Here is a 23,855-nt window from a genome sequence, read left to right on the forward strand (position 1 = left end):
TGTAGGATTCATATCAGGGAGGGATCAATATGGATCAAGAAAGATATACACGCGGAATTGAAAATTTACGTGCCATTGATGGAGAAGGCGGAAAGAAGGTGATCGATTCGTTGAAGGACATAGCGCCTGATCTTGGACGATATATTGTTGAATTCGCATTCGGGGATATTTATTCGCGGGAAGGCTTGACTCTGAAAGAACCCGAGCTGATCACGATTTCGGCTTTGACCGCTCAAGGGGGCTGTGAGGCGCAGCTTCATGTCCATATCAATGCCGGGCTGAATGTCGGGCTGACGCCTCTCCAAATAACAGAAACGATGCTGCAGTGCGTTCCTTATACAGGATTTCCGCGTGTGTTGAACGCGGTGAACGTTGCAAAACGGGTGTTTCAGGAGCAGCATTGACGGATAGAGAGCTGACGTTCTGTTTTTGAAAACAGAACGTCAGCTTTTCGGCATTTGATAGTTCAGCAGCCATTTCACGCCATATTTGTCCGTTACATTTGCGTGAAGCGCGCCCCAAAACGTTTTTTGCAGTTCAAGGGATGCTTGTCCTCCGCTTTTCAGCGCTTCGTATGCCCGGCGGATTTCTTCCTCGCTTTCACACTCCAATGTGACACTGACATGGTCACCTTTTGTCACTTTTCCAAAAACGTCAGAAAAATGGATGACGCTGTCTCCGAGATGAAGTTCGGCATGCAGATATTTTCCTTCGTGTCCTTTGAACGACTCGATTCCGTCGGCCAGCTGAACGTTTTGAACTTCTCCGCCGAGGGCGTCCTGATAAAATGCGATAGCTTCTTTACAGCCGTCTATAAAGAGATAGGGATTTGCGCTTTTCATGCAGTCTCCTCCTTTTGACTTAGTATACCCGAAATCGTGGGAGAATGAGAGAAAAAGCGGTATAATGAGATAAAAAGGATGATAACTGTGAATATGAGCGCGCTGCCGCATCGATACCCCTTTTTATTCGTAGACCGCGTCGTTGAACATGAGCCGGGGAAATCGGCGAAAGGATACAAATTAATATCGGAAAATGACTGGTACATCACGGAAACGCAAAAGGAGATGCCGTTTTCGATCGTCATCGAAGCGCTGGCCCAGACCGCCGCGTTCACAGCCTTGACGGAAGGTACGGAAATCGGCTTTCTTTCTTCTGTAAAAAAGGCGGAATGCTTCGGCCGGGCGGTTCCGGGCGACAAGCTTGACCTTTATTTTGAAGTGCTCCGCTATAAACGCGGATTTTTATTCGGGAAAGGACTGGCGTCTGTAAACGGCCAAAAGGTTGCAGAAGCCGAACTGGGGATTTATATGGAGAGCGGAACATAACAGGAAAGGCCGCCGGGTATTGCCGGCGGCCTTTTTTTATTTTTTGACAGAGATCGTGACATTGTTTCCGGAAGGGGCAACTGTTGCGAAGTCCTGCGTATCCACGACAGGCGTGACCGCTTTATTGTCGATTGTAATGCTGTTAAAAGTGGCTGAAAAGTTTGCTCTAATGGCATCGCGCTGACTTTCAGACGATACCGCGGCGGTGGCAAGCGTTTTCCATCTTAAAAGAGTGCCGATGTTCGTTCCTTGAATTTCCATAATGATGCGCCCGGTATAGCCGTCATTGTTCGTTCCCCAGAAGGTTGCACGCGTATTGCCGTTCAGGTTTTTATAAATCGTCATCTGTACCGTGCTTCCGGGGCGGAAGCCTTTCGTATATGTGAATTGCTCTTTTCCTTCGATATACGTTTCCTCATTTTTTGAACCGACTTTCATGAGCGGCTTCCAGACTTTGTAGGTGGGGCTGTATTGAAGGCCGATATCTGACTCGGTTCCATTTTTTGCGCTGAATCCTGAATAAATATAAGCAGTCGCGTTTGCAACTTCAATATTGCTCGGAAGCTGGATCTTAGCCGTAAAAACAGAGCCTGTACTGTTCAAATAGGCGCGCCCGCCGATTCCTTTAGGAAGCTTTGAAGCCGCTTCTGCCACTTGAGCATCTGCACCGGGAAGGCCTGGAATGCCCGCTGAAAATGTACCGAAAAGAACCGCTGCACCTGCCGCACTTGCCATCAACCATTTTTTCAACAAAATTCCCTCTTTTCATATGGAATCATTATACTCTCGACAGTAATTATACCGTTTTTTGGAATGGGGTGATCAAGATAAAATGACAAAATATTTACAAAATAGTATTTTCAGGTATGAAGTAAAGTTTTGATCTTCATGTTGGTGATCTGAAATGCGGCTATTACTCGGTCTCTTCTTATAACGTCAGCCTAACAATCATGCAACAAAAACGCGATCATATACTATGAGAGAGACTTTTGTCACGATTTCTTTGTCCTGGGCGATTTTTATATTAGAATATAAGGAGCCTAAAAAAAGTGGAGGTATCTTATATCGTGGCAGTTAGTCAAAAAGATCGAGTAGATGTAAAGCTTGTTGCATTGGATATGGACGGGACGCTGTTGAATGATGAACAGACCATTTCGGAAGAAAATCGGAAAGCGATAAAAGAAGCCGAGGAAAAAGGGGTTTATGTCGTGCTCAGCACCGGACGGACGCTGATGACGTGCCGTGAATTCGCGGAATCGCTGGAGCTGTCTTCTTTCCTGATCACGGCAAACGGAAGCGAAATCTGGGATTCCTCCTTTCAGCTGGTCGAACGACAGCTGCTCCATCCTGATCATGTGAAAATGATGTGGGAGTTAAGGAATCTGCATAACACCGACTTTTGGGCGGCGAGCGTTGATAAAGTATGGAGAGGGGAATTTCCTGAAGATATCCATTCGTATGAATGGCTGAAATTCGGGTTTGACATTCCGGATAACGAGGTGAGGAACCGGGTATTGGAGGAGCTGAAAAAGAACAAAGAGCTCGAAGTCACCAATTCCAGCCCGACGAACATCGAAGTCAATGCGATCGGCATCAATAAAGCGGCGGCTTTGGCAAAAGTGTCCGAGCGTCTCGGCTTTACGATGGATAATGTGATGGCGGTAGGCGACAGCTTAAATGACATCGCCATGATTAAAGAAGCAGGGTTGGGCGTAGCAATGGGCAATGCACAGGATATCGTCAAAGAGACGGCGGACTGGATTACGGATACAAATACAGAACATGGCGTCGCGAAAGCGATCAGGCATTGGGTGCTGAGATAACGATAAAAAAGAGCCGAAAAACGGCTCTTTTTTTATTGAGCATGTTAAAAAAACGAATTCCGTATAAAATAAGCAAACACGCCGGAAGAAACGGTTCTTCGGACGGAATGTTGCGTAGTAAAAACGATTTATTTTATGTGAGCTTTTCTGACAATGTGATGCCAAGAAAGCTAATCCCTGTTATAATCAATATTAAGTTTGATTATTCGGAATTAACGTTCCGAAAATCGGAACAAAAAGGGGAAAATACAACATTTCGACGAATTGTGCGAATCAATAGGGGGGATTTGATGAATCATGTTGATTTGAACTGCGATCTGGGAGAAAGCTTCGGCGCCTATCAAATCGGTTTGGACAAAGATATCCTGGCGTTTGTCACATCGGCTAACATCGCTTGCGGGTTTCATGCCGGAGATCCAAGCGTGATGAGGAAAACCGTCGCAATGGCGGCGGAAAAAGGCGTTCAAATCGGCGCACACCCCGGACTTCCGGATTTAGCCGGATTCGGTCGGCGCAATATGGCGATCACGCCTCAGGAAGCTTATGATCTCGTTGTTTATCAAATTGGCGCGCTTTTTGGATTTTTAAAAGCGGAAGGCATCAAAATGCAGCATGTAAAGCCTCATGGGGCGCTTTACAATATGGCGGCAAAAAGCAGAGAATTAGCGGATGCGATTGCTCAAGCGGTATACAATACAGATTCTGAGCTGATCCTGTTCGGCCTGGCAGGGAGCGAGCTCGTCCGAGCCGGGGAAAGAGCCGGCCTGAAAACCGCTCATGAAGTGTTCGCCGACCGTACATACCAGGAAGACGGGACGCTGACTCCGCGTACGCAGGGTGATGCGCTGATTCATGATGATGATGAAGCTGTCAGCCAGGTGATCCGGATGGTTAAGGAAGGGAAAGTCCGCAGCCGCCAGGGAACCGATGTCAATCTCAAAGCCGATACGGTATGCATCCACGGCGACGGGGCACACGCCCTGCAATTTGCGAAAAAGATCCGCAAAGAGCTCGAACAGGCGGACATTACAATTAAAGCTTTTTCAACATGATGATGGCATAAGGAGGAATGCGAATTGGAGCAAAATAAAAAAACAAAATCAGCTTCAAGCAACTGGACATTATTATTAGGTGCGGCTTTTTTGATGGCCACATCTGCAATCGGACCCGGATTTTTAACGCAAACGACGGTATTTACACAAAGCTTGGCCGCAAGCTTTGGTTTTGTCATTTTAATTTCCGTTATTTTAGATATTATCGCACAAACGAATGTATGGAGAATTATCGCAGCTTCTGAAAAACGGGGACAGGAAATCGCCAACCTCGTCTTTCCGGGCCTCGGCTATTTTGTAGCGGTCCTCGTCGTTTTGGGCGGACTAGCCTTTAATATCGGGAATATCGGCGGCGCCGGACTCGGGCTGCAGGTATTATTCGGGGTTTCTCCGCAGACAGGAGCGCTCATCAGCGCCGTCATCGCGATTCTGATTTTTGTAATTAAAGAAGCAGGAAAAGCGATGGACCGCTTTACGTTGATAGCGGGGGCCGTCATGATTCTGCTGACCGTTTATGTGGCCATTACGACAAACCCGCCGGCCGGAGAGGCGCTTGTGAAAACGGTAGTTCCGGATCATATCGACATCCTTTCGATTGTAACGCTCGTCGGCGGAACTGTCGGAGGCTATATCACATTTGCCGGAGGACACCGTCTCCTTGATGCAGGCGTCAAAGGAAAGGATTCGATTCCTCAAGTAACGAAAAGCTCTATTTCCGGTATTTTAATTACTACGGTTATGAGGATTGCACTCTTTTTGGCCGTTCTCGGCGTCGTATCAAAGGGACTGCATATCAACCCTGACAATCCGCCTGCTTCAGTTTTTCAGCTGGCCGCGGGAAATATCGGCTATAAAATGTTCGGGATCGTTATGTGGGCCGCCGCCGTTACATCAGTTGTCGGGGCAGCCTACACCTCTGTATCCTTTTTCAAAACATTTTCACCTAAAATCGAAAAGAATTCGCGCAGCATTATCATCGGGTTTATTGTCATTTCCACGCTTTGCTTTATAACAATCGGAAAACCAGTCAACCTGCTGGTGCTTGCCGGAGCTTTGAACGGTTTGATTTTGCCGATCGCACTCGGCGCTCTTTTAATCGGCGCTTATAAAAAGAACATTGTCGGAGATTACAGACATCCGATTTGGCTTACGGTTCCCGGGATTATCGTCGTGATCATCATGGCAGTTATGGGCGGCTATACACTGGTCACTGAAATTCCAAAATTATGGGGATGATCAATTGAAACTTTTACAAATGATGCAGCCTGAAGAAATCCGCGGCTTGATCCGTACAGGCAAGCTTTCAGAACCGACGGCCGGCATGGCCGGAGGCTACACCCAGGCCAATTTGGTTATTTTAAAAAAAGAGCTGGCGTTTGAATTTCTTCTATTTTGTCATCGGAATCAAAAGCCGTGCCCGATACTCGATGTGACCGAACCGGGTTCTCCCGTTCCGGCCATCGTTGCGCCCGGCGCCGATATCCGGACCGATTTTCCAAGATACCGCGTCTACAGGCGGGGCGAACTGACGGATGAGGTGACAGATATTACGTCCTTATGGGAGGATGACATGGTCGGCTTTTTGATCGGCTGCAGCTTTACGTTTGAACAAGCTTTACTCAATAACGGAATTCCTGTCAGACACATTGAAGAAAACCGAAACGTTCCGATGTATCAAACGAATATTCCTTGTGTCAAAGCCGGGCGGTTTCAAGGTCCGATGGTCGTCAGCATGAGACCGATCCCGGAAGAACAGGTGGTGCGGGCCGTTCAGGTCACGTCAAGGTTTCCCGCTGTCCACGGCGGTCCGGTCCATATCGGAAATCCTGAAGCCATAGGTATAAAAAACATTGCACATCCTGACTTCGGCGATGCGGTGACGATCAAAGAAGGGGAAGTTCCGGTGTTTTGGGCATGCGGTGTCACGCCTCAGGCTGTGGCAATGCATGTCAAGCCGGAGCTTGTGATCACGCATGCGCCCGGGCATATGCTGATTACGGATATTCGGGATGAGCAGTTTGGCGTTTTATAACATGTTTACAATCAATACAGGACGATGCTTCTGTATTGATTTTTGATTTTGGGGAGGAAAGGCAAGGTGATGTAAAATTGAACAATCGATCTGACGTTAAAACGGCACCGCTCGGGGATGCGGCGCTCCTCATTCAGCTTGGAACGGAAATCAATGAACGGACACACCAGCTGGTAAGCGCATTAACAAAACATATTGAACATCATCCGTTTCCGGGCTTTATTGAATGTGTACCGGCCTTTACGAGCGTGACTGTTTTTTATCATCCATTTGAAGTCTATCAGCAGATGAAAGACGGCCCCGCATCAGATTCTCCGTATGAAAAAGTAAAAGCCTTTATCCAAAAATGTCTCGAAGAGATGACCGCTGAGGAAGAAACCGAAAGCCGGACGGTCGAAATCCCCGTGTGCTACGGAGGCAGCTTCGGCCCGGATTTGGAGGAAGTGGCCCGGATCAACGGCCTGACTCCTGAAGACGTCATCGACATCCATACAGCGGGGGAATATCTCGTGTATATGCTTGGTTTTGCACCGGGTTTTCCTTATTTAGGCGGGATGTCTGAAAAAATAGCGGCTCCGCGGCGTTCTTCCCCGCGGACGGCTATTCCGGCCGGTTCTGTAGGAATAGCAGGCATGCAGACCGGCGTTTATCCGCTGTCAACACCGGGCGGCTGGCAGCTTATCGGCAATACGCCTCTTGATCTGTTCAGGCCTCTCGAACAGCCGCCGACCCTTCTGAGAGCCGGGGATATTGTCAAATTTGTCCGCGTGACGGAAGAAGAGTACGACAAATTAAAGGAGGGAGAATCGTGAGCATAGAAGTGCTGAAGCCCGGTCTTATGACGACGGTTCAGGACCTCGGGCGCACCGGATTTCAAAAATACGGCGTAATCGTCGGCGGAGCGATGGATGCGGACTCACTGCGCATCGCCAATCTCCTGGCTGGAAACGGCGGGAATGAAGCGGCGCTTGAAGTGACGCTGATGGGGCCGGGGCCGTCTCTCCGCTTTGCCGAAACGACGTTGATAGCGGTGGCGGGAGCCGATTTTTCGCTGATGGTGAATGATAAAGAAGTTCCTCTGTGGCGACCGATCCTCGTTGAGGAAGGAAGCGTTCTGAACTTCGGAATGACGAAGCGGGGCAGCCGCGCTTATATGGCGATTGCCGGCGGAATCGACGTCCCGTCCGTCATGGACAGCAAAAGCACATACGTGAAGGCCGGAATCGGCGGATTTGAAGGAAGAGCGCTGCAAAAAGGCGACTGCTTAACGGCCGGGGAGATCACGCCTTTAGCGGAAAAAATCAAAGAACGGCTTGCATCTAACCGCCAAACCCGCGGATTTGCCGCACCGAACTGGTCTGTCGATCACCGCTATTTTCTGCCGCTGAAGAAGAGCCCGGTGATCCGTGTCATCAAAGGCGAACAGTTTGATCAGTTTACAGATGCTTCACAGGAGCGATTGATGTCCGGCACGTTCCGAGTGACGGCAAAATCAGACCGGATGGGATATCGTCTTGAAGGGGATCCGCTTGAATTGAAAAGTCCCCTTGAAATGATTTCTGAAGCCGTATCTTTCGGAACGGTTCAGGTACCGCCTGACGGCAATCCGATTGTTCTGCTTGCAGACAGGCAGACGGCCGGCGGTTATCCGCGAATCGCCCATGTGATTTCTGCCGACCGTTCAGCCGTTACACAGCTGATGCCGGGAGAGCAGCTGCAATTTCAGCCGGTTGCGCTTGAGAAAGCGGAGCGCCTGTTCATTGAAAGAGAGACAAAAATCGTTGAACTTGCTGCCAGAATAAAGCTTGAATACATGGTATGATGTATCTCAGGAGGGGAAGGGATGGAAAGCAAGAATAAAACGGTTGTCAAAGCCATGACTCTGCTCAATCTATTTTTGACGAGGGAAAAGCTCTCTCTCAATGACATGATTGAGCTTACAGGCATGCCGAAAACGTCTGTTTACCGTATGGTCCGTTCGCTTGAAGACATGGGATTTCTTGACCGGGATGAAGACGGGATGTATGCGTTGGGGCTGCTGTTTCTGCAGTACGGCCAGCTCGTCTCCGACAGGCTTGATATCCGGAAAATCGCTTTGCCCATCATGAAAAAACTGCGCGATGAAGTCGATGAAGCCGTCCATTTAATCGTCAGAGAGGGCGATGAAGCGATGTACATAGAAAAAATAGAAGGAACGCATACGGTCCGCCTCTACACGGCAATCGGAAGGCGGTCACCGCTGTATGCCGGAGCCTGTGCAAGGAGCATCCTGACGTTTCTTCCGCGGGAGGAGCGGGAGGAGTATATCAAGAAAACCGATTTGGTGCCGATCGCCTCTGGAACGATCCGCGATAAGGACGAGCTTGGACGCGTCCTGGATGAATCGTACCGGAACGGCTTTACCGTCAGTCATTCGGAGCTTGAAGACTACACTTCCGCCATCGCTGCACCGATTTTTAACAATAAACGCCAGATCGCAGCAGGCATCAGCATTGCCGGATTTGAAGCCCGCTTTCAAAACGACCGGCTTCCGTATTTGACGGAAAGGGTCAGGCAGGCTGCGCTTGAGATTTCAAGGAAATTGGGTTTTTAAAGAAAAAGCAGTATCCTTTTCACCCGCCTATGAGTACATATATCGTAGCTGCCGCGGCAGATGCGGCAAAATCAGAGGGGGAAAAGGATATGGCAATTGTATATACCGCTCTCGGCGATTCCTTAACCGTCGGAGTCGGTGCCGGCTTTTTTCAACCGGGATTCGTACCGCGCTACAAAAGGAAAATGGAAGAAGATTTGAAGCAGAACGTTACGTTAGCGGTCTTCGCTAAATCGGGTCTTACAACAGCCGAAATTCTCAGCATGCTCGACCGCCCTTTCATCAGGAACTACATCGAAAAAGCGGATGCCATCACGATAACGGGCTGCGGAAACGATCTGATCCAATCTCTCGAAGCTTATAAAAGAGAAAAGGATCAGCACGTTTTTTTGGAAGCTTCCTCACACTGTCAGAAAAACTATTCAGCGATGCTGAAAAAGATCAGGGAATTAAAAGAGAAAAATGAGAGGTACTTTATCCGGCTGCTCAACTTATACAATCCGTTTCCGGAAATCGAATTAGCGGAAAAATGGATTTCCGGTTTTAACGGTCATTTACAACAGCTGCAAGCGACACCTTATGTCAAGATTGTCGACATCCATTCGGTTTTTAAAGGACATGAGTCGGAATACTTATCATTTGACAAAGTTCACCCGAACAGCGCGGGATACGAGGCGATTGCGGAAAAGCTGAGAGCATCCGGTTATAAACCGCTGAAAATTGAAGAATGTTAAAGAAAGGCCTTCTATACAAAGAAGGTCTTTTTTTTATGCGCCCGCCGGGAGCTTGTTTTAAAAGCTTCTTAAATTTTGTCACACCGCCCATGCCAAAGTAGCGCTTTCTTTCAATTGAGCCAAGGGGTGTAAGCGTTTTAACATAAAAGTAGGCCGACATTATTCGACATTATTTTTTAACGCCATGAAAGGACAATAAAGGAGGGTTATGCAATGCAAAACAAACAACAATCAGATGCAAAGGTGAAAATTCAGCGGTTCGGGAGCCATTTGAGCGGCATGATCATGCCGAATATCGGCGCATTTATCGCATGGGGGATTATTACCGCCTTATTTATCCCGTCAGGCTGGATACCAAATGAAGCGCTTGCTACATTGGTAGACCCGATGATTAAGTATTTGCTGCCGCTTCTGATCGCATACACCGGCGGTAAGATGGTGTACGACCACCGCGGGGGCGTCGTCGGGGCGACGGCAGCGATCGGGGTCATCGTCGGAGCCGATATTCCGATGTTTCTCGGCGCCATGATCATGGGGCCGCTCGGCGGTTATTTGATCAAACAGACAGACAAGCTCTTTAAAGATAAGGTTCGTTCCGGATTTGAGATGCTCATTAACAACTTTACGGCAGGAATCGTCGGATTTATTCTGACGGCACTCGCATTTATGGCGATCGGTCCGGTCGTGCTCGGTTTGAATAAAACATTGGCCGCAGGTGTTGAAGTGATCGTACATGCGAATTTGCTGCCGCTGGCGAGCATATTTGTCGAACCGGCAAAGGTTCTGTTTTTAAATAACGCGATCAACCACGGTATTTTAAGCCCGATTGGAATTGAAGAAGCCGCAAAAACGGGGAAATCGATTCTGTTCCTGCTTGAAGCCAATCCAGGACCTGGGCTCGGCATTCTCTTGGCTTACATGATTTTCGGCAGGGGCGCATCAAAACAAACTGCCCCTGGTGCTGCGATCATCCATTTTCTCGGGGGGATTCACGAAATCTACTTCCCTTATATTTTGATGAAACCGCTTTTGATTTTGGCAGCGATTGCAGGGGGCGCCAGCGGCGTTCTGACATTCTCTATTTTTAACGCAGGTCTTGCCGCCGTTCCTTCTCCGGGAAGCATTATCGCGGTTCTGGCGATGACGCCGAAAGGAAATCACATCGGCATCGTCTTGGGCGTGATTGTGGCAACAGCTGTCTCATTCATCGTCGCATCACTCATTTTAAAGACATCCAAAGCTGCCGAAGAAGAAGATTTAACAGCGGCCGCAGAAAAAATGCAGCAGATGAAAGGAAAGAAGAGCCAAGCCGTTTCCGCCTTGACAAATGCCGAAAAAGAGCAAGCTGAAGAGCCGCGAATCGATGCGGAAGACGTCAGCAAAGTCATCTTTGCGTGCGATGCCGGAATGGGCTCAAGCGCAATGGGCGCATCCATTTTGCGAAATAAAGTGAAAAAAGCCGGACTGGATATAGAAGTGACCAATACGTCGATCAACAATCTCCCGGATGATGCAGACATCGTCATCACCCATAAGGATTTGACAGATCGTGCGAAGGCCAAGCTTCCAAACGCAAAACACATCTCGGTGGAAAATTTTCTCAATAGTCCAAAATACGACGAATTAATCGATCAACTGAGCAAATAAATTCGTGAGCCTGTTCTCACACAACATGTACGAAAGAGAGTGATGTCCCAATGAAACCAGTACTTGCAAAAGAAAACATTCGCTTAAATCAATCTACCGCTTCCCAAAAGGACGCGATCCGTCTTGCCGGAGAGGCCCTCGTCGAAAACGGCTATGTCACGGCTGATTATATAGAAAAAATGTTTGCGAGAGAGGAAGTATCCTCCACTTATATGGGCAACGCGATTGCCATTCCGCACGGCACGGAGGATGGGAAGCAGGAAGTGCTTCACTCCGGAATTTCGGTCATTCAAATTCCTGAAGGCGTCGAATACGGCGAAGGAAACATTGCGAAAGTTGTATTCGGCATTGCCGGGAAAAATGACGAACACCTTGACATTCTTTCAAAGATTGCGATCGTCTGCTCTGACGCCGACAACGTCGAACGACTGATCAATGCGAAAGACGAAGCTGACCTGATAGCGGTTTTTGAAGAAGGTGACCAGCTATGATCGCCTTGCATTTCGGTGCAGGTAACATCGGCCGCGGCTTTATCGGAGCCCTGCTTACAAAATCGGGGTATGACGTCGTTTTTGCAGATGTGAACGAAGCGGTGATCAATGAACTGAACGAAAAACGCCGCTATCCTGTCGAGCTCGCCGATGCATCAAGGCAAACGGAAACGATCGGCCCAGTACAGGCGATTAACAGCGGCAAACAGACTGAAGAATTATACGAATGGATCACCAAGGCCGACCTTGTGACGACAGCCGTTGGGCCTTCAGTGCTGAAACTGATTGCCGGGTCCTTGGCAGAAGGGCTGAAAAGACGCCTCAGCAAAAACAAAAAAACTTTAAATATCATAGCCTGTGAAAACATGATCGGCGGAAGCGACCATTTAAAAGAAGCGGTTTTCTCTTATTTGGCTGAAGAAGAGCAGGAGGCGCTCAGCGTACTTGTCGGATTTCCGAACTCCGCGGTAGACCGGATCGTGCCGGTTCAGCAGCACGATGATCCGCTGAAAGTGTCTGTCGAGCCCTTCTTTGAATGGGCGGTCGATAAAACCGCATTTGCCGGTGAAGTGCCTGATATAGAAGGAGTGACGTATGTATCAGACCTTGCTCCTTATATTGAAAGAAAACTGTTTACCGTAAATACCGGGCACGCCATCGCAGCATATGCCGGTTATCAAAGGGGCTTTAAAACGATCAGAGACGCCGTCTGCGATCCTGAAGTCCGCGAGACGCTGACCGGGGCGCTCGAAGAAACAGGGCAGTATCTGATCCAAACATACGGCTTTTCGGAAGAAGAGCATCAGAGCTATATCAAAAAAATCATCGGCCGCTTTGAAAATGAGTTTATATCAGACGACATCACCCGTGTGGCAAGATCGCCGCTTCGCAAGCTTGGCGAACACGACCGTCTGATCCGCCCCGCCCGAAAGCTCAGCAGCCTGAATGTGAAGGCGGTTCATTTAGCCGAAGGAATCGCCCGGGCGCTGCAATTTGATTTCGCGGATGATCAGGAAGCCGTCCAGCTCCAAAACATGATTCGTGAAAAAGGCTATAGGGGCGTTCTCGGCGAAGTGTGCGGGCTTGCAGCGGAAGATCCATTGGTGCCGCTGATCTTGAAGCATTTGGAGAAATAGTGACGGGTTGCGAACACGCCGGGTCTGCATCAAGAGATGGAAAAATACACAGCCTAACCTGGAAGCATCGTCATCGCCGATGCTTCCATTTACCGTTATCAAAAATTTAATTAGTTTGAATTGAAGATTTTCTGTAAGCGATTTATGATAAGGTAGTCATTCTCCCCGGCAGCATTCCCGTGATCCACTTGCACGCGAAAACGATAATCACCGGAGGCGGCGCTTTATGTACATGACAGCAAGGGAACAAAAACTCATTAAATATCTGTTACACCAAAACCGCTATGTAAAGGTCGGTGACATCGCCGATTACATTGAAGTCAGCACGCGCACCGTCCACCGTGAGCTGAAAGCGGTTAAATCAGTCATTGAAGAATATCAGCTCAAGCTTGATAAACAGCCGGGCAAAGGCTTGAAGCTCGTCGGCTCTTCCCGCGATAAACAGAGGCTGTTAAATGCCCTCTCACATGACAGCCGTGTGGAATACACCTCTGATGAACGAAAGCTCCTGATTTTGTGCGCGATGCTTGAATCAGGAGAGCCGATCAAGCTGTATACGATCGCCAACGATTTGCAGGTAACCGCCGCGACGATCAGCCACGACCTCGATGAGCTGGAGAAATGGATCGCCCCGTTCGGCCTTTCCTTGATCAGAAAGAGAGGCTACGGGATTGAACTGAGGGGACCTGAAGATGCCAAGCGAAAAATTGTCGGCAATTTAATAGCGGACAAGCTCGATGTACAGCAATTTTTAGAAACGGTTGAAATGAATATTAAGGGCAAGAACCAGACGTCGGAAAAAATATTCGGAGTCGTCAGCAGGGGAAAATTGCTCAAGGCGGAAAAAGTGCTGTCCCGGGCCAAAGAACAGCACGGCCTCTCGCTTTCTGACAGCGCGTACATCGCCCTCGTCGTTCACTTGACGTTTGCAATCGAGCGAATCGAGCTTGGCGAAGTCATCAATATGAACGAAGAGGAACTGGCGGAGCTGAAAAGCACGAAAGAATTTGAGCTCGCCCTCGCGATTGCCGAAGCGCTCGAAGAAGCGTTCCATGTCAAGATACCCGATGCAGAGGCCGGCTATATTACGATGCACCTCAGAAGCGCCAACCGAAGCTATAAAAAGGACTACAGGGCGGAAGACATCGAGCTTGACACCGCCCTGCGCACGAAAAAGCTGATTGATTTCATATCCGAAAAAACGGGGCTGAATCTAAATGACAATCAATCGCTCTATGAAGGGCTGATCGCCCATCTTGAGCCTGCCATCGTCCGGATCAAAGAAAAAATGACGATTCACAACCCTTTACAAGAGCAGATTAAAAAAGACTATTTCCTTTTATTCATGGCCATCGAAGAAGGCGTCGAACGATTCTTTCCGGAAATGCATTTTCCGGATGAAGAGATTGCGTTTATCGTCCTCCACTTCGGCTCTGCGCTCGAAATGAACAAAGAAAAAATACACATCAATGCGCTCGTCATTTGTTCAAGCGGAATCGGTTCATCAAAGATGCTTGCGTCAAGGCTGAAAAAAGAGCTTCCTGAAATCGCATCTTTTGACATCTCTTCGGTGATGGAGCTGAAAACGAAGGATGCCGGCGCTTATGACATCATCGTGTCGACCGTGCCGATTCCGTACGATGGGATCGACTACGTCATCGTCAGCCCGCTCCTTGACGAAGAAGACGTCAAACACGTCAAGCACCAGCTCACCCGGAAAATTCCGCTCATTCTTCAGAAAAAACGGGCCGGGCAAAAAGAGCCCGCGCCATTCCCGGATATGCTCCGAACCGCCGCTAAAATCAATCAGTATGCGACGGCGATCCAGCATATCCTAAGCCATTTTTCCGTCGATGTGCTGGAGACGGCGGAGAGCCATGAACAGACGGTTAAACGCCTGTGCGCACGTCTGAAAGATCAAGGCTTGATCACTGATGCCGGCGATTTGACTGAGGGACTTCTGAAGCGCGAAGCACTGGGGGGCCTCGGTATACCCGGCACATCGTTCGCACTGTTTCATTTAAAAACGGAAGCGGCAATCGTTCCTGTTTTCAAAGCCGTCGACTTAACTGCGCCGTATAACATCAAGGGCATGGACGGCAGCACCGTCAAGATGATGAGGATGCTCATCATGCTTGCACCCGCTGATATTTCGCCGGAAGGAGCGGAGCTTTTAAGCTCGATCAGCTCCTCGATCATTGAGAGCGATGACAGCCTGGCCGCATATGAAACAGGTGACACCGACCTGCTCTACAGAAGGCTGAACATTCTGTTTCACACATTCCTTCAGGATAAAAAATGGTGAAGACGCCCGGACCAAGTGATCCGGGTTTTTTTATTTGGCATACGCGCATGTTTATTCACAGCCTCGTGCGGTTAATGGTGTAGTAGCACCATCAAAAAGGAGGAATGTATCATGGATTTACGCAACCGGCAGACAGAAGGGCAGCCGGCGCAAACGCAAGATCGCCAGCCCGGAATCGAAAGCGCGATGAACCCGCGTCCTGTCTACGAAAATGAAAACCATATCGGAACGGATAAGCTTAAAGGGAAAGTCGCGCTCATCACGGGTGGCGACAGCGGAATCGGAAGAGCTGTCGCAGTCGCTTATGCGAAAGAAGGAGCGGACATTGCGATCGTATACTTGAATGAGCATGAGGATGCCCAGGAGACGAAAGCAAGAGTTGAAAAGGAAGGCGTCAAATGCCTGCTGCTTCCCGGTGATGTCGGGGATGAGGCATTCTGCAGCGATGCGGTCGAACGGACGGTCAACGAATTGGGAAAGCTCGACATCCTCGTCAACAATGCGGCTGAACAGCATCCGAAAAACAGCATTAAAGAAATTTCCACCGAGCAGCTCGAACGAACGTTTCGAACCAATTTCTATTCGTATTTCCATTTTACAAAAAAAGCAATTGACTACTTAGAGCCGGGGAGCGCGATCATCAATACGACATCGATCAATCCGTACCGCGGAAACCCGCAACTGATCGACTATACGGCGACGAAAGGCGCGATCAATGCCTTTACACGGTCAATGGCGATGGCGCTTGTAAAAGACGGTATCCGCGTCAATGCGGTTGCTCCTGGGCCGATTTGGACGCCGCTTATCCCGTCGACCTTTTCAGCAGAGAAAGTCGCATCATTCGGCACGGATACACCGATGGGGCGTCCGGGACAGCCGGCCGATCATGTCGGCTGCTACGTGCTCCTCGCTTCGGACGATTCCTCTTATATGACGGGGCAAACCCTGCATGTAAACGGAGGAGACTTCATTTCGACATAAGAGGAGGGAAGCGAGAGTGAAGGTAACAAAGGAAGCGGTCAATCAATATTATCAAAAAGCGGGAATCGTGCTGACGGAAGACGAAAAGGAGCGAATCCAGATCATGGACTACGGCTTAGGCAGGCTGGATGAGCTTGGGCTTCAGCTCTTCGTCTACGTCAATACAGACCGCTACTGCGCCAAGGAGCTCGTTTTATTTCCTGAACAAACGTGTCCTGAACACCGCCATCCGCCCGTAAACGGAGAAAAGGGAAAAGAAGAAACGTTCAGATGCAGGTACGGGAGCGTCTATCTATATGTTGAAGGAGAAAAAACATGCGCTCCCTCCGTTCTTCCGCCCCGCGAAGACATCGGGCATTTTACCGTCTGGCATGAAATCCGGCTCTCGCCCGGAGAGCAATATACCATTCCGCCAAATACAAAGCATTGGTTCAAAGCCGGAAAGGATGGCGCGGTTATTACTGAGTTTTCATCAACAAGCACAGACGAACACGATATTTTTACAGATCCAAGAATTTAGCGAATGGGAGATGCTCTCATTCGCTTTTTTCTTCACAGCTGAATACGGCAGGTGCGATCGGCAAAATAAAACCGGATGCCGGACATGAATATTTCATTTTCCGCGCTTTCCGTCTGAAAAAACCGGTTCAAGCTTTCGTTTTTTTCCGGTTAAGCTTCCAAGCCTCGCAATTTCCGGTGCCGATCATCCGGTTATCGTGATCGATATCAGCCGAAAGAAGTTCAGTAAAGATATACAGCCCATATCCGCTACTGCGTCGTATGCAATCAAGATGTTCAGGTCCATCAGCCCCCCCTGTTTATTGTTTAATATTCAAGACGATGTGGAAAAGTAACAATGGATACGATAAAAAGGAGGGACCCTGACATGGATCAGGAACAAATCAAACAAAAGGTGCTGAATATTCTCGACCATCACAAAGTCGGATCGCTGGCAACGGTAGAAGGCGGCAAGCCTCATTCCCGCTATATGACCTTTTTCCACGACGGGCTGACGCTTTATACCCCGACAAGCGTTGAGACGCATAAAGCCGAGGAAATCGAAAACAATCCGAATGTCCACGTGCTGCTCGGCTATGACGGCGACGGCTTTGGCGACGCCTATCTTGAAATCGAAGGGACGGCAAAGCTGAACGGCTCGAAAGAATTGAAAGGTCAAATGTGGAATGAACGGCTCAGCCGCTGGTTTGAAGGAAAAGACGATCCGAACTTAACCGTTCTCGAAATTCATCCTTCAGAAATCAGGCTCATGAATGAGGGGGAAAGCACGCCGGTAACGCTCGATCTGTAATCCCTGAATCGAACAGTTTGTCAAATGAGAGGAACTGTAGTATAATACAAGACAGCGCCTAAGGAGCAAATAAAAGGAAAGTAAACTTCTTTTTTCTTTCTTAGAAGATGCTTGTTTTTCTTCCTCTGACCGCCCTTAACAGGATAGAGGGAAAAAAGACTTTTTGTTTCACAATTCACACTGGCGCGGCTTCGGAGCCGCAAGGACGATTGAGAGGTAGGGCTTTCGTTGTCTTGGTTTCAGAAATTCCATGGTGTTTACTTTCATACGGAACGATAGATGCTAATGTCATCTTATGATGATAGATATATATTATTTGCTCAAAAATAAAATGAATGGGACCGCTTCGGCTTTTGCTGAAGCGGTTTTTAAATTGGCGAAACATTTTTCTTCGATAGACAGTCTTACTTGTAGACTGGAGGAATCGAAAATGGATTTTTTGACATCTAAAGTGCTTTTGATTTTCTTTTTTTTGCTGTTGATTCACTCGATCGAGACATTGGCATATGCGGCGCGGCTGTCCGGGGCAAGGGTAGGGTTTATCGCATCGGCTTTGTCTCTGTTTAACGTAATGGTAATCGTTTCGAGAATGTCCAACATGATCCAGCAGCCCGTCACAGGAAAGCTCGTCGATGTTGCGGGCGCTCATGCGCTTTCGCTCGTGGGGCAGCAGTTTCGGTTTTTAATCTTCGGCTCGACGGTCGGCACGATCTGCGGCATGCTGCTCTTGCCGACATTTGTGGCCGTTTTTTCGAGGGCGATCGTTCATTTGGCAGGGGAAAACGGCTCCGTTCTGCACATGTTTCGGAAAGGGCTGACAAAAAGCAGCCTGAAAAACATCAGGCAATACGTGAAAAAACCGTCCGTCCATTATATGAAAGGCTTTCAACTCCGCTATATTCCGAAACGGCTGTTTGTCTTAAACATGGTCATTACCGCGATTTATACGATCGGAGTCCTCGCCGCTCTTTATGCCGGGGTTCTCGTTCCTGAAAGGCATACAACGGCCGTGATGGCATCAGGTCTTGTCAACGGGGTGGCGACAATGCTCCTTGCGCTGTTTGTCGATCCGAAGGTTTCGGTGCTGGCCGATGATGTGGCCAAAGGGAAACGGAGCTATGTTTATTTGAAATGGGCCTCTGTCACAATGGCGGTATCCAGGGTAACCGGCACGGTTCTCGCACAGCTTTTGTTTATACCTGCATCTTACTATATCGCATGGATGACCAAATGGATGTAGGTGTTATGAAACGAAAAGATCAAAAAACGCATCAAAATATTTCGTTTTGTAAGTCAGGGTGGAATAGAGAATAATATTTCGGATGGAATATGCTTTTATAGCTTTCTTTTATTAATTGTCGGCTGCGTCATCCTGTGGTAGTCTATTTGTGGCGGTGATAAAAGTGGATAATGTGAAAAGAGTAAGAGTAAGGGTAAAAAAGAAGAAGAAAAAACGGCGAAAAATCATCAAACTGCTGCTGCTGTTCATTGTGCTGCTTATCATTGCTGTTACGGGATACAGCATATACGAATATCAACAAGGCTTAGCAGAGTCTGACGGAAGTTTTAAAAATGACGGTCAGTTCGAGTTCAACGGAGAAGGCTCGGATTTGGACGAAGTGAACGTTCTCGTGCTCGGAATCGATTCCAGAGGGGAAGAGCATTCAAGATCGGATTCGATGATGGTCATTCATTATGATAAAAAACAAAAACAGCCTAAATTGATTTCGATCATGAGGGACAGCTATGTCGATATACCGGGGCATCCCAAGCAAAAGATCAATGCAGCATATGCATTCGGCGGCCCTGAGCTTGTCCGCAAAACACTTAAGGAAAATTTCGGTTTGAACATCAACTACTACGCCGTCCTCGATTTTAAAGGGTTTGCCAAAATCGTCGATGCGGTGGCCCCTGACGGCATTGAAGTCAATGTGCCGAAAAAGATGTCATACGGAATCGGCATGACACTGGAGCCCGGCAAGCAGGTTTTGCACGGCGACAAACTGCTCGGATATGTCCGTTTCAGACATGACAGGGAAAGCGACTTTGGACGGGTGAGAAGGCAGCAGGAAGTCTTTGGAAAGCTGGAAAAAGAAGCGGTGAATATCGGAAATATCGCGCGGCTTCCGAAGATTTTGGGCCTTGTCGACCCGTATGTCGAAACAAACCTTCCAAACGGCGTCATCTTTTCAGTCGGTAAAGATTTCTTGTTGGGAGACACAAAGGAAACGAAAAGCTTTAGGCTGCCTGTCGACGGGTCGTTCACGAACAAAACGGTCCCGACGTACGGCGCGGTATTGGATTTGGATCTTGAAAAAAACAAAGAAGCACTGCAGCAATTTCTTGACGAGTGATCCGCCGAATAACACGGCGGATCTTATTTTTGATCATACGTTTTTAGGCCGCGGTCGTACAAAAAGTTCCCGAACGGAACAAATGCGGCGAGAAGCCCTGCGGCAGGCCATTTCAGCGACCACTTCACGGCAAATGTCGCATACAACAGGACCATGAGATAAAGGATGAAAAATCCGCCGTGAAGCGAGCCGGCAATCGTGACAGCCATCGGGTAGCCCGCCCAATATTTAAGAGGCATAGCGACAAAAAGCAGGAAAAGCAGTGACATGCCCTCGATGAACCCCATCGCTCGAAGGCGGCCAATCGGCGTTTGCAGCATGAAATACCTCCTTTTGTCCAATCTTTACCTCTATAATATAGACCAAAAAAGGACAAATAGAACAGGCCGGCGTTTATTTTTCGGCCGGAATTTTCATTAAAGCCCCGAAATATTGCTGTGCCGTCGTAAAGCAGATAAATGCTATAAGCTCTGAGATCTCTTCGTCGGAAAACATCTCTTTCAACACCTTAAACTGGCTGTCTCCGACCCGGTCCCTCTCCGATAGAAATACTTCTGCAAACCCCATGGCAAGACTTGTTTTTTCCAGATTTGAAGCCTCAGGTTTTCCTTTCGCTTTGCAATATTCGCAGCCGTTCCCCTGGGCAAGCACTCTGCGCACCTGCTCCTTCAGCTCCTTTGATAACAAACCGTCCCCGGCAAGCTCGTCTGCCAAAGCCGTCCAGGCTGACAGAATGGAATCGGAATGCCCCAGCAGCCGCTGAAACGGAGTCTCTCCTTTTGTAGAAGGGTTAATTCTTGTCATATTCTGATCACCTCTCCATAATAGTATCTAAATGATACGAAAATAGGAATTTCGTTTGTAAATATATATCTGAAAATATTTGAAAAATGAAACGAAAAAAGGAGCGGTGCTTTGCAAATGAATATAGATGAGCTCGATTTTAAAATCATAGAAGAATTAAAGAAAGACAGCCGTTTGTCGATGAGAGAGCTCGGCAGAAAGATCACCCTCTCCGCTCCGTCTGTGACCGAGAGGGTGAGGCGGCTTGAAGCGTTCGGCGTCATTAAGCGGTACACATTGGACATCGATTATCAGAAAATCGGCCTCCCCGTCTCCTGCATCATTGAAGCGACGGTGAAAAACGGGGAATACGAAAGGTTTAAAGCATATATTGAACGCCTTCCGAATATCGAATTTTGCTACCGGATCGCAGGGGCGGCATGCTATATGCTGAAAATAAACGCCGCAAATCTTGAAGAGGTTGAAGCGTTTATCAATCGAACATCGCCTTACGCCCAGACTGTAACGCATGTCATTTTTTCAGAAATCAAAACGAAGGATTTCGAACGTTAGAGACGAACCCTTGTCATCTGTTATAATAAAAGGATGGATGAATAAGAAAGTGAAGTGATGGACTTGGCAAAAACAGTCGTTTTAGCAGAAAAACCTTCAGTCGGCCGGGATTTGGCCCGCGTCCTGAAGTGTCATAAAAAAGGAAACGGATACCTCGAAGGGGACCGCTACATCGTGACATGGGCGCTCGGCCATTTGGTCACATTGGCGGACCCTGAAGGCTATGGAAAAGAGTATCAATCATGGCGCCTTGAAGACCTGCCGATCATCCCTGAGCCTTTAAAGCTCGTCGTCATTAAAAAGACGGGAAAGCAATTCCAGGCAGTCAAATCGCAGCTTGTCAGAAAAGACGTCAAAGATATCGTGATTGCTACAGACGCCGGACGTGAAGGCGAGCTTGTCGCCCGCTGGATCATCGACAAGGCAAAGGTTACGAAACCCTTGAAGCGCTTATGGATTTCATCTGTCACAGATAAAGCGATTAAAGACGGATTTAAAAACTTAAAGAACGGCAAAGAATTTGAAAACCTCTACCATTCTGCGGTGGCGCGCGCGGAAGCGGACTGGATCGTCGGCATTAACGCGACGAGGGCGCTGACGACGAAATTCAACGCACAGCTTTCCTGCGGTCGCGTGCAGACGCCGACATTGGCGATGATCGCCAAACGGGAGGAAGATATCAAAAACTTTAAGCCGGTCCCTTACTACGGCCTGCGCGCCGCCGTTGACGGCATGACGCTGTCGTGGCAGGACAAAAAAACGAAGCAGACCCGGACATTCAACGCATCTGTTACCTCGCAGCTTGCACGAGCGCTCCAAGGCAAGCAGGCCGTGATCGCCGATCTGAAAAAAACGGCGAAAAAGAGCTTTGCACCTGGCCTTTATGATTTAACAGAACTGCAAAGGGATGCCCACAAACGCTTCGGCTTTTCCGCGAAGGAAACGCTGTCCGTCCTGCAAAAGCTTTATGAACAGCACAAGCTGGTTACGTATCCGCGGACGGATTCAAGATTTCTCTCGCACGACATCGTCCCGACGTTAAAAGACCGTTTGGAAGGGATGCAGGTCAAGCCGTACGCCCAGCATGTCACCCGGATTTTGCAGCGCGGCATAAAAGCGAACAAAAGCTTTGTCAACGATGCAAAGGTATCCGATCACCATGCGATCATTCCGACGGAAGAGCCGCTTGCGCTCGGCGCTTTAAGCGATAAAGAAAGAAAGCTGTACGACCTGATTGCGAAGCGTTTTCTCGCGGTACTCATGCCGCCGTTTGAATATGAGGAAACAAAGGTCATTGCCGAAATCGGAGGCGAAACGTTTACCGCAAAAGGGAAAACCGTTCAGTCTCAAGGCTGGAAAGCCGTCTATGACTATTTTGATGAAGACGATGATGAGGAAGAAAAGGACCAGACCCTTCCAAAGCTCGCAAAAGGCGATGCGCTCTCCGTCCGTTCATTGACGGAGACGAAGGGGGAAACGAAACCGCCGGCCCGCTTCAATGAAGGAACGCTCTTGTCCGCGATGGAAAACCCCGCTGCATTTATGCAGGGCGAGGAAAAAAACCTCGTCAAAACCCTTGGTGAGACGGGCGGCCTCGGAACGGTCGCAACCCGTGCCGACATTATTGAAAAGCTGTTCAATACGTTTTTGATCGAGAAAAAGGGAAAAGAGATTTTCATTACCTCAAAAGGCAAACAGCTCCTTGAGCTTGTCCCGTCAGACTTAAAATCTCCGGCGCTGACCGCCGAATGGGAGCAGAAGCTGTCAGGAATCGCAAAAGGCAAGTTGAAGTCTTCTACTTTCATCAAGGAAATGAAAGAATACACGCAGCAGACGATCAAGGAAATCAAAAGCAGCAATCAAACATTCAAACATGACAATATCACGGGCACACACTGTCCGGACTGCGGCAAGCTGATGCTGAAAGTCAACGGTAAGCGCGGTACGATGCTCGTCTGCCAGGACAGGGAATGCGGCCACCGGAAAACGGTCGCCAAACAGACGAACGCCCGCTGTCCAGTCTGCCACAAGCGCATGGAGCTGCGCGGCCATGGGGAAGGCCAGACATTCGCCTGCGTCTGCGGCCATCGCGAAAAGCTCTCTGTTTTCGAAAAGCGCAGGACAAAAGACAAAAATTCAAAAGCGTCAAAACGCGATGTACATTCCTACATGAAAAAGCAAAACAAGGATGAGCCGATCAACAACGCGCTCGCCGAACAGCTGAAGAAGCTGAAGCTTGATCAATAAAACAGGAAGCCTGCCGGGGACGGCAGGCTGTTTTAATTTGACCAAATATCACAAAAACTAGCTGTTATGACGATCGAAGAAGATTCACCGCGCGGAAAAATACCCTTATACTCAAGCGGGAAATCATAGCAAATTGGCCAAAATCCCGCCAAGGATACCATGTGATATTGGCTGTTCATGATAGGAATGATAATAAAAACGCTTTCTATCAATCGATTGATATTCAACTAGTGAATCCATCAATGTTTGGTGCAATCCCTTTGTTGAAAAAAAAAAGAGAACGCCAAATTTGTCCACCGCCTCTTTTGAAGCCTTTACAAGCTCAGAATGTACCTCTAGACCCTAAGTATGAGCAAGAAACAAACTCGGGCAGCTTCCTCTCTGTCCTCAGGGATGAATCTTTTTCTATCCCTCTATATGTAAAAACGTGTTAAGTTCCTCACTCTTTAATCGCCTGATCAAAGGAA

Annotated in this window: 26 protein-coding genes; 22 read left to right on the forward strand and 4 right to left on the reverse strand. The window is 48.5% G+C overall.

All coding sequences use genetic code 11. The features are described 5' to 3' along the window. The first annotated feature begins 29 nt into the window (after window positions 1-29). On the forward strand, window positions 30-404 hold the full coding sequence (locus AB447_RS01580) for a carboxymuconolactone decarboxylase family protein (protein WP_048355386.1): 375 nt from the start codon (window positions 30-32) through the stop codon (window positions 402-404). 39 nt (window positions 405-443) lie between these two features. Here AB447_RS01580 and AB447_RS01585 read toward each other — a convergent pair whose 3' ends face one another. Then, on the reverse strand, window positions 444-842 hold the full coding sequence (locus tag AB447_RS01585; RefSeq protein WP_048355385.1) for a VOC family protein: 399 nt from the start codon (window positions 840-842) through the stop codon (window positions 444-446). Window positions 843-929: 87 nt separating this feature from the next. Here AB447_RS01585 and AB447_RS01590 point away from each other — a divergent pair, with 87 nt between their 5' ends. Next, complete coding sequence (locus AB447_RS01590; RefSeq protein WP_048355384.1) at window positions 930-1,328, forward strand: 3-hydroxyacyl-ACP dehydratase FabZ family protein; 399 nt, start codon at window positions 930-932, stop codon at window positions 1,326-1,328. 36 nt (window positions 1,329-1,364) lie between these two features. On the opposite strand, the gene AB447_RS01595 is transcribed toward AB447_RS01590, so the two are convergent. Beyond that, window positions 1,365-2,081, reverse strand: coding sequence for a YrpD family protein (locus AB447_RS01595; RefSeq protein WP_156183567.1), 717 nt, complete (start codon window positions 2,079-2,081; stop codon window positions 1,365-1,367). Between the two features lie 314 nt (window positions 2,082-2,395). Between AB447_RS01595 and AB447_RS01600 the strand changes: the two genes are divergently transcribed. The 17 genes from AB447_RS01600 to AB447_RS01680 all read left to right on the forward strand — a co-directional run bounded on the left by AB447_RS01600 (window position 2,396) and on the right by AB447_RS01680 (window position 19,785). Further along, complete coding sequence (locus tag AB447_RS01600) at window positions 2,396-3,151, forward strand: Cof-type HAD-IIB family hydrolase (protein ID WP_048355440.1); 756 nt, start codon at window positions 2,396-2,398, stop codon at window positions 3,149-3,151. A 290-nt stretch (window positions 3,152-3,441) separates the two neighbouring features. Beyond that, window positions 3,442-4,203, forward strand: a complete 762-nt coding sequence (gene pxpA / locus AB447_RS01605) for a 5-oxoprolinase subunit PxpA (RefSeq protein ID WP_048355439.1) — start codon at window positions 3,442-3,444, stop codon at window positions 4,201-4,203. A gap of 24 nt (window positions 4,204-4,227) precedes the next feature. After that, window positions 4,228-5,439, forward strand: coding sequence for an NRAMP family divalent metal transporter (locus tag AB447_RS01610; protein ID WP_048355382.1), 1,212 nt, complete (start codon window positions 4,228-4,230; stop codon window positions 5,437-5,439). A 19-nt stretch (window positions 5,440-5,458) separates the two neighbouring features. Beyond that, window positions 5,459-6,235, forward strand: a complete 777-nt coding sequence (locus tag AB447_RS01615) for a putative hydro-lyase (protein WP_048355438.1) — start codon at window positions 5,459-5,461, stop codon at window positions 6,233-6,235. A gap of 77 nt (window positions 6,236-6,312) precedes the next feature. After that, window positions 6,313-7,047 carry a 5-oxoprolinase subunit PxpB gene (gene pxpB / locus AB447_RS01620; protein WP_048355437.1) on the forward strand — a complete coding sequence of 245 codons (735 nt, stop codon included), beginning with the start codon at window positions 6,313-6,315 and terminating at the stop codon, window positions 7,045-7,047. Further along, a complete protein-coding gene (locus AB447_RS01625; RefSeq protein WP_048355381.1) occupies window positions 7,044-8,057 on the forward strand; it encodes a 5-oxoprolinase subunit C family protein in 1,014 nt (337 codons plus the stop codon). The genes pxpB and AB447_RS01625 overlap by 4 nt, the downstream gene beginning before the upstream one ends. A 21-nt stretch (window positions 8,058-8,078) precedes the next feature. After that, window positions 8,079-8,828, forward strand: coding sequence for an IclR family transcriptional regulator (locus AB447_RS01630; protein WP_048355380.1), 750 nt, complete (start codon window positions 8,079-8,081; stop codon window positions 8,826-8,828). Window positions 8,829-8,917: 89 nt separating this feature from the next. Next, window positions 8,918-9,562, forward strand: coding sequence for a GDSL-type esterase/lipase family protein (locus tag AB447_RS01635; protein ID WP_048355379.1), 645 nt, complete (start codon window positions 8,918-8,920; stop codon window positions 9,560-9,562). 213 nt (window positions 9,563-9,775) lie between these two features. Continuing rightward, the gene (locus AB447_RS01640; RefSeq protein ID WP_048355378.1) at window positions 9,776-11,209 is read left to right on the forward strand and encodes a PTS mannitol transporter subunit IIBC; all 1,434 of its coding nucleotides are present in this window, start codon (window positions 9,776-9,778) and stop codon (window positions 11,207-11,209) included. Between the two features lie 50 nt (window positions 11,210-11,259). Next, complete coding sequence (locus AB447_RS01645; RefSeq protein WP_057957408.1) at window positions 11,260-11,700, forward strand: PTS mannitol transporter subunit IIA; 441 nt, start codon at window positions 11,260-11,262, stop codon at window positions 11,698-11,700. Beyond that, window positions 11,697-12,836, forward strand: a complete 1,140-nt coding sequence (locus AB447_RS01650; protein ID WP_048355377.1) for a mannitol-1-phosphate 5-dehydrogenase — start codon at window positions 11,697-11,699, stop codon at window positions 12,834-12,836. The genes AB447_RS01645 and AB447_RS01650 overlap by 4 nt, the downstream gene beginning before the upstream one ends. A gap of 226 nt (window positions 12,837-13,062) precedes the next feature. After that, window positions 13,063-15,141, forward strand: a complete 2,079-nt coding sequence (locus tag AB447_RS01655; RefSeq protein ID WP_057957409.1) for a BglG family transcription antiterminator — start codon at window positions 13,063-13,065, stop codon at window positions 15,139-15,141. 111 nt (window positions 15,142-15,252) lie between these two features. Further along, entirely contained in the window at window positions 15,253-16,122 is an 870-nt protein-coding gene (locus tag AB447_RS01660; protein ID WP_048355376.1) for an SDR family oxidoreductase, read from the forward strand. 16 nt (window positions 16,123-16,138) lie between these two features. Beyond that, window positions 16,139-16,642, forward strand: a complete 504-nt coding sequence (locus AB447_RS01665) for a cupin domain-containing protein (RefSeq protein WP_048355375.1) — start codon at window positions 16,139-16,141, stop codon at window positions 16,640-16,642. A 366-nt stretch (window positions 16,643-17,008) separates the two neighbouring features. Then, window positions 17,009-17,431 (forward strand): pyridoxamine 5'-phosphate oxidase family protein, encoded by a 423-nt coding sequence (locus AB447_RS01670; protein WP_048355374.1) that lies wholly within the window; start codon window positions 17,009-17,011, stop codon window positions 17,429-17,431. A 430-nt stretch (window positions 17,432-17,861) separates the two neighbouring features. After that, window positions 17,862-18,671 (forward strand): lipid II flippase Amj family protein, encoded by an 810-nt coding sequence (locus AB447_RS01675; RefSeq protein WP_048355373.1) that lies wholly within the window; start codon window positions 17,862-17,864, stop codon window positions 18,669-18,671. 172 nt (window positions 18,672-18,843) lie between these two features. Further along, window positions 18,844-19,785 (forward strand): LCP family protein, encoded by a 942-nt coding sequence (locus tag AB447_RS01680; protein WP_048355436.1) that lies wholly within the window; start codon window positions 18,844-18,846, stop codon window positions 19,783-19,785. Window positions 19,786-19,808: 23 nt separating this feature from the next. Here the strand turns inward: AB447_RS01680 and AB447_RS01685 are convergent, their stop codons facing one another. Both AB447_RS01685 and AB447_RS01690 read right to left on the reverse strand, forming a co-directional pair. Beyond that, window positions 19,809-20,105 carry a DUF3817 domain-containing protein gene (locus AB447_RS01685; RefSeq protein ID WP_048355372.1) on the reverse strand — a complete coding sequence of 99 codons (297 nt, stop codon included), beginning with the start codon at window positions 20,103-20,105 and terminating at the stop codon, window positions 19,809-19,811. Between the two features lie 73 nt (window positions 20,106-20,178). Further along, the gene (locus tag AB447_RS01690; protein WP_048355371.1) at window positions 20,179-20,589 is read right to left on the reverse strand and encodes a carboxymuconolactone decarboxylase family protein; all 411 of its coding nucleotides are present in this window, start codon (window positions 20,587-20,589) and stop codon (window positions 20,179-20,181) included. 117 nt (window positions 20,590-20,706) lie between these two features. On the opposite strand from AB447_RS01690, the gene AB447_RS01695 reads away from it, so the two are divergent. The 3 genes from AB447_RS01695 to AB447_RS26475 all read left to right on the forward strand — a co-directional run bounded on the left by AB447_RS01695 (window position 20,707) and on the right by AB447_RS26475 (window position 23,822). Continuing rightward, entirely contained in the window at window positions 20,707-21,141 is a 435-nt protein-coding gene (locus AB447_RS01695; protein WP_048355435.1) for a transcriptional regulator LrpC, read from the forward strand. Between the two features lie 63 nt (window positions 21,142-21,204). Continuing rightward, the gene (locus tag AB447_RS01700) at window positions 21,205-23,388 is read left to right on the forward strand and encodes a DNA topoisomerase III (RefSeq protein ID WP_048355434.1); all 2,184 of its coding nucleotides are present in this window, start codon (window positions 21,205-21,207) and stop codon (window positions 23,386-23,388) included. Between the two features lie 167 nt (window positions 23,389-23,555). Beyond that, on the forward strand, window positions 23,556-23,822 hold the full coding sequence (locus AB447_RS26475) for a hypothetical protein (RefSeq protein ID WP_193787106.1): 267 nt from the start codon (window positions 23,556-23,558) through the stop codon (window positions 23,820-23,822). Window positions 23,823-23,855 lie beyond the last annotated feature (33 nt).

Origin of the sequence: Bacillus glycinifermentans (assembly GCF_001042475.2) — a bacterium.
Lineage (GTDB): Bacteria > Bacillota > Bacilli > Bacillales > Bacillaceae > Bacillus > Bacillus glycinifermentans.

Bases quoted from the DNA above. Each gene is read 5' to 3' on its own strand.
- AB447_RS01645 (WP_057957408.1), top strand. From the start codon at position 11,260: ATGAAACCAGTACTTGCAAAAGAAAACATTCGCTTAAATCAATCTACC.
- AB447_RS01685 (WP_048355372.1), bottom strand. From the start codon at position 20,105: ATGCTGCAAACGCCGATTGGCCGCCTTCGAGCGATGGGGTTCATCGAG.
- AB447_RS01650 (WP_048355377.1), top strand. From the start codon at position 11,697: ATGATCGCCTTGCATTTCGGTGCAGGTAACATCGGCCGCGGCTTTATC.
- AB447_RS01695 (WP_048355435.1), top strand. From the start codon at position 20,707: ATGAATATAGATGAGCTCGATTTTAAAATCATAGAAGAATTAAAGAAA.
- AB447_RS01630 (WP_048355380.1), top strand. From the start codon at position 8,079: ATGGAAAGCAAGAATAAAACGGTTGTCAAAGCCATGACTCTGCTCAAT.
- AB447_RS01670 (WP_048355374.1), top strand. From the start codon at position 17,009: ATGGATCAGGAACAAATCAAACAAAAGGTGCTGAATATTCTCGACCAT.
- AB447_RS01615 (WP_048355438.1), top strand. From the start codon at position 5,459: ATGATGCAGCCTGAAGAAATCCGCGGCTTGATCCGTACAGGCAAGCTT.
- AB447_RS01690 (WP_048355371.1), bottom strand. From the start codon at position 20,589: ATGACAAGAATTAACCCTTCTACAAAAGGAGAGACTCCGTTTCAGCGG.
- pxpA (WP_048355439.1), top strand. From the start codon at position 3,442: ATGAATCATGTTGATTTGAACTGCGATCTGGGAGAAAGCTTCGGCGCC.
- AB447_RS01640 (WP_048355378.1), top strand. From the start codon at position 9,776: ATGCAAAACAAACAACAATCAGATGCAAAGGTGAAAATTCAGCGGTTC.
- AB447_RS01660 (WP_048355376.1), top strand. From the start codon at position 15,253: ATGGATTTACGCAACCGGCAGACAGAAGGGCAGCCGGCGCAAACGCAA.
- AB447_RS01580 (WP_048355386.1), top strand. From the start codon at position 30: ATGGATCAAGAAAGATATACACGCGGAATTGAAAATTTACGTGCCATT.
- AB447_RS01585 (WP_048355385.1), bottom strand. From the start codon at position 842: ATGAAAAGCGCAAATCCCTATCTCTTTATAGACGGCTGTAAAGAAGCT.
- AB447_RS01635 (WP_048355379.1), top strand. From the start codon at position 8,918: ATGGCAATTGTATATACCGCTCTCGGCGATTCCTTAACCGTCGGAGTC.
- AB447_RS01675 (WP_048355373.1), top strand. From the start codon at position 17,862: ATGGATTTTTTGACATCTAAAGTGCTTTTGATTTTCTTTTTTTTGCTG.
- AB447_RS01655 (WP_057957409.1), top strand. From the start codon at position 13,063: ATGTACATGACAGCAAGGGAACAAAAACTCATTAAATATCTGTTACAC.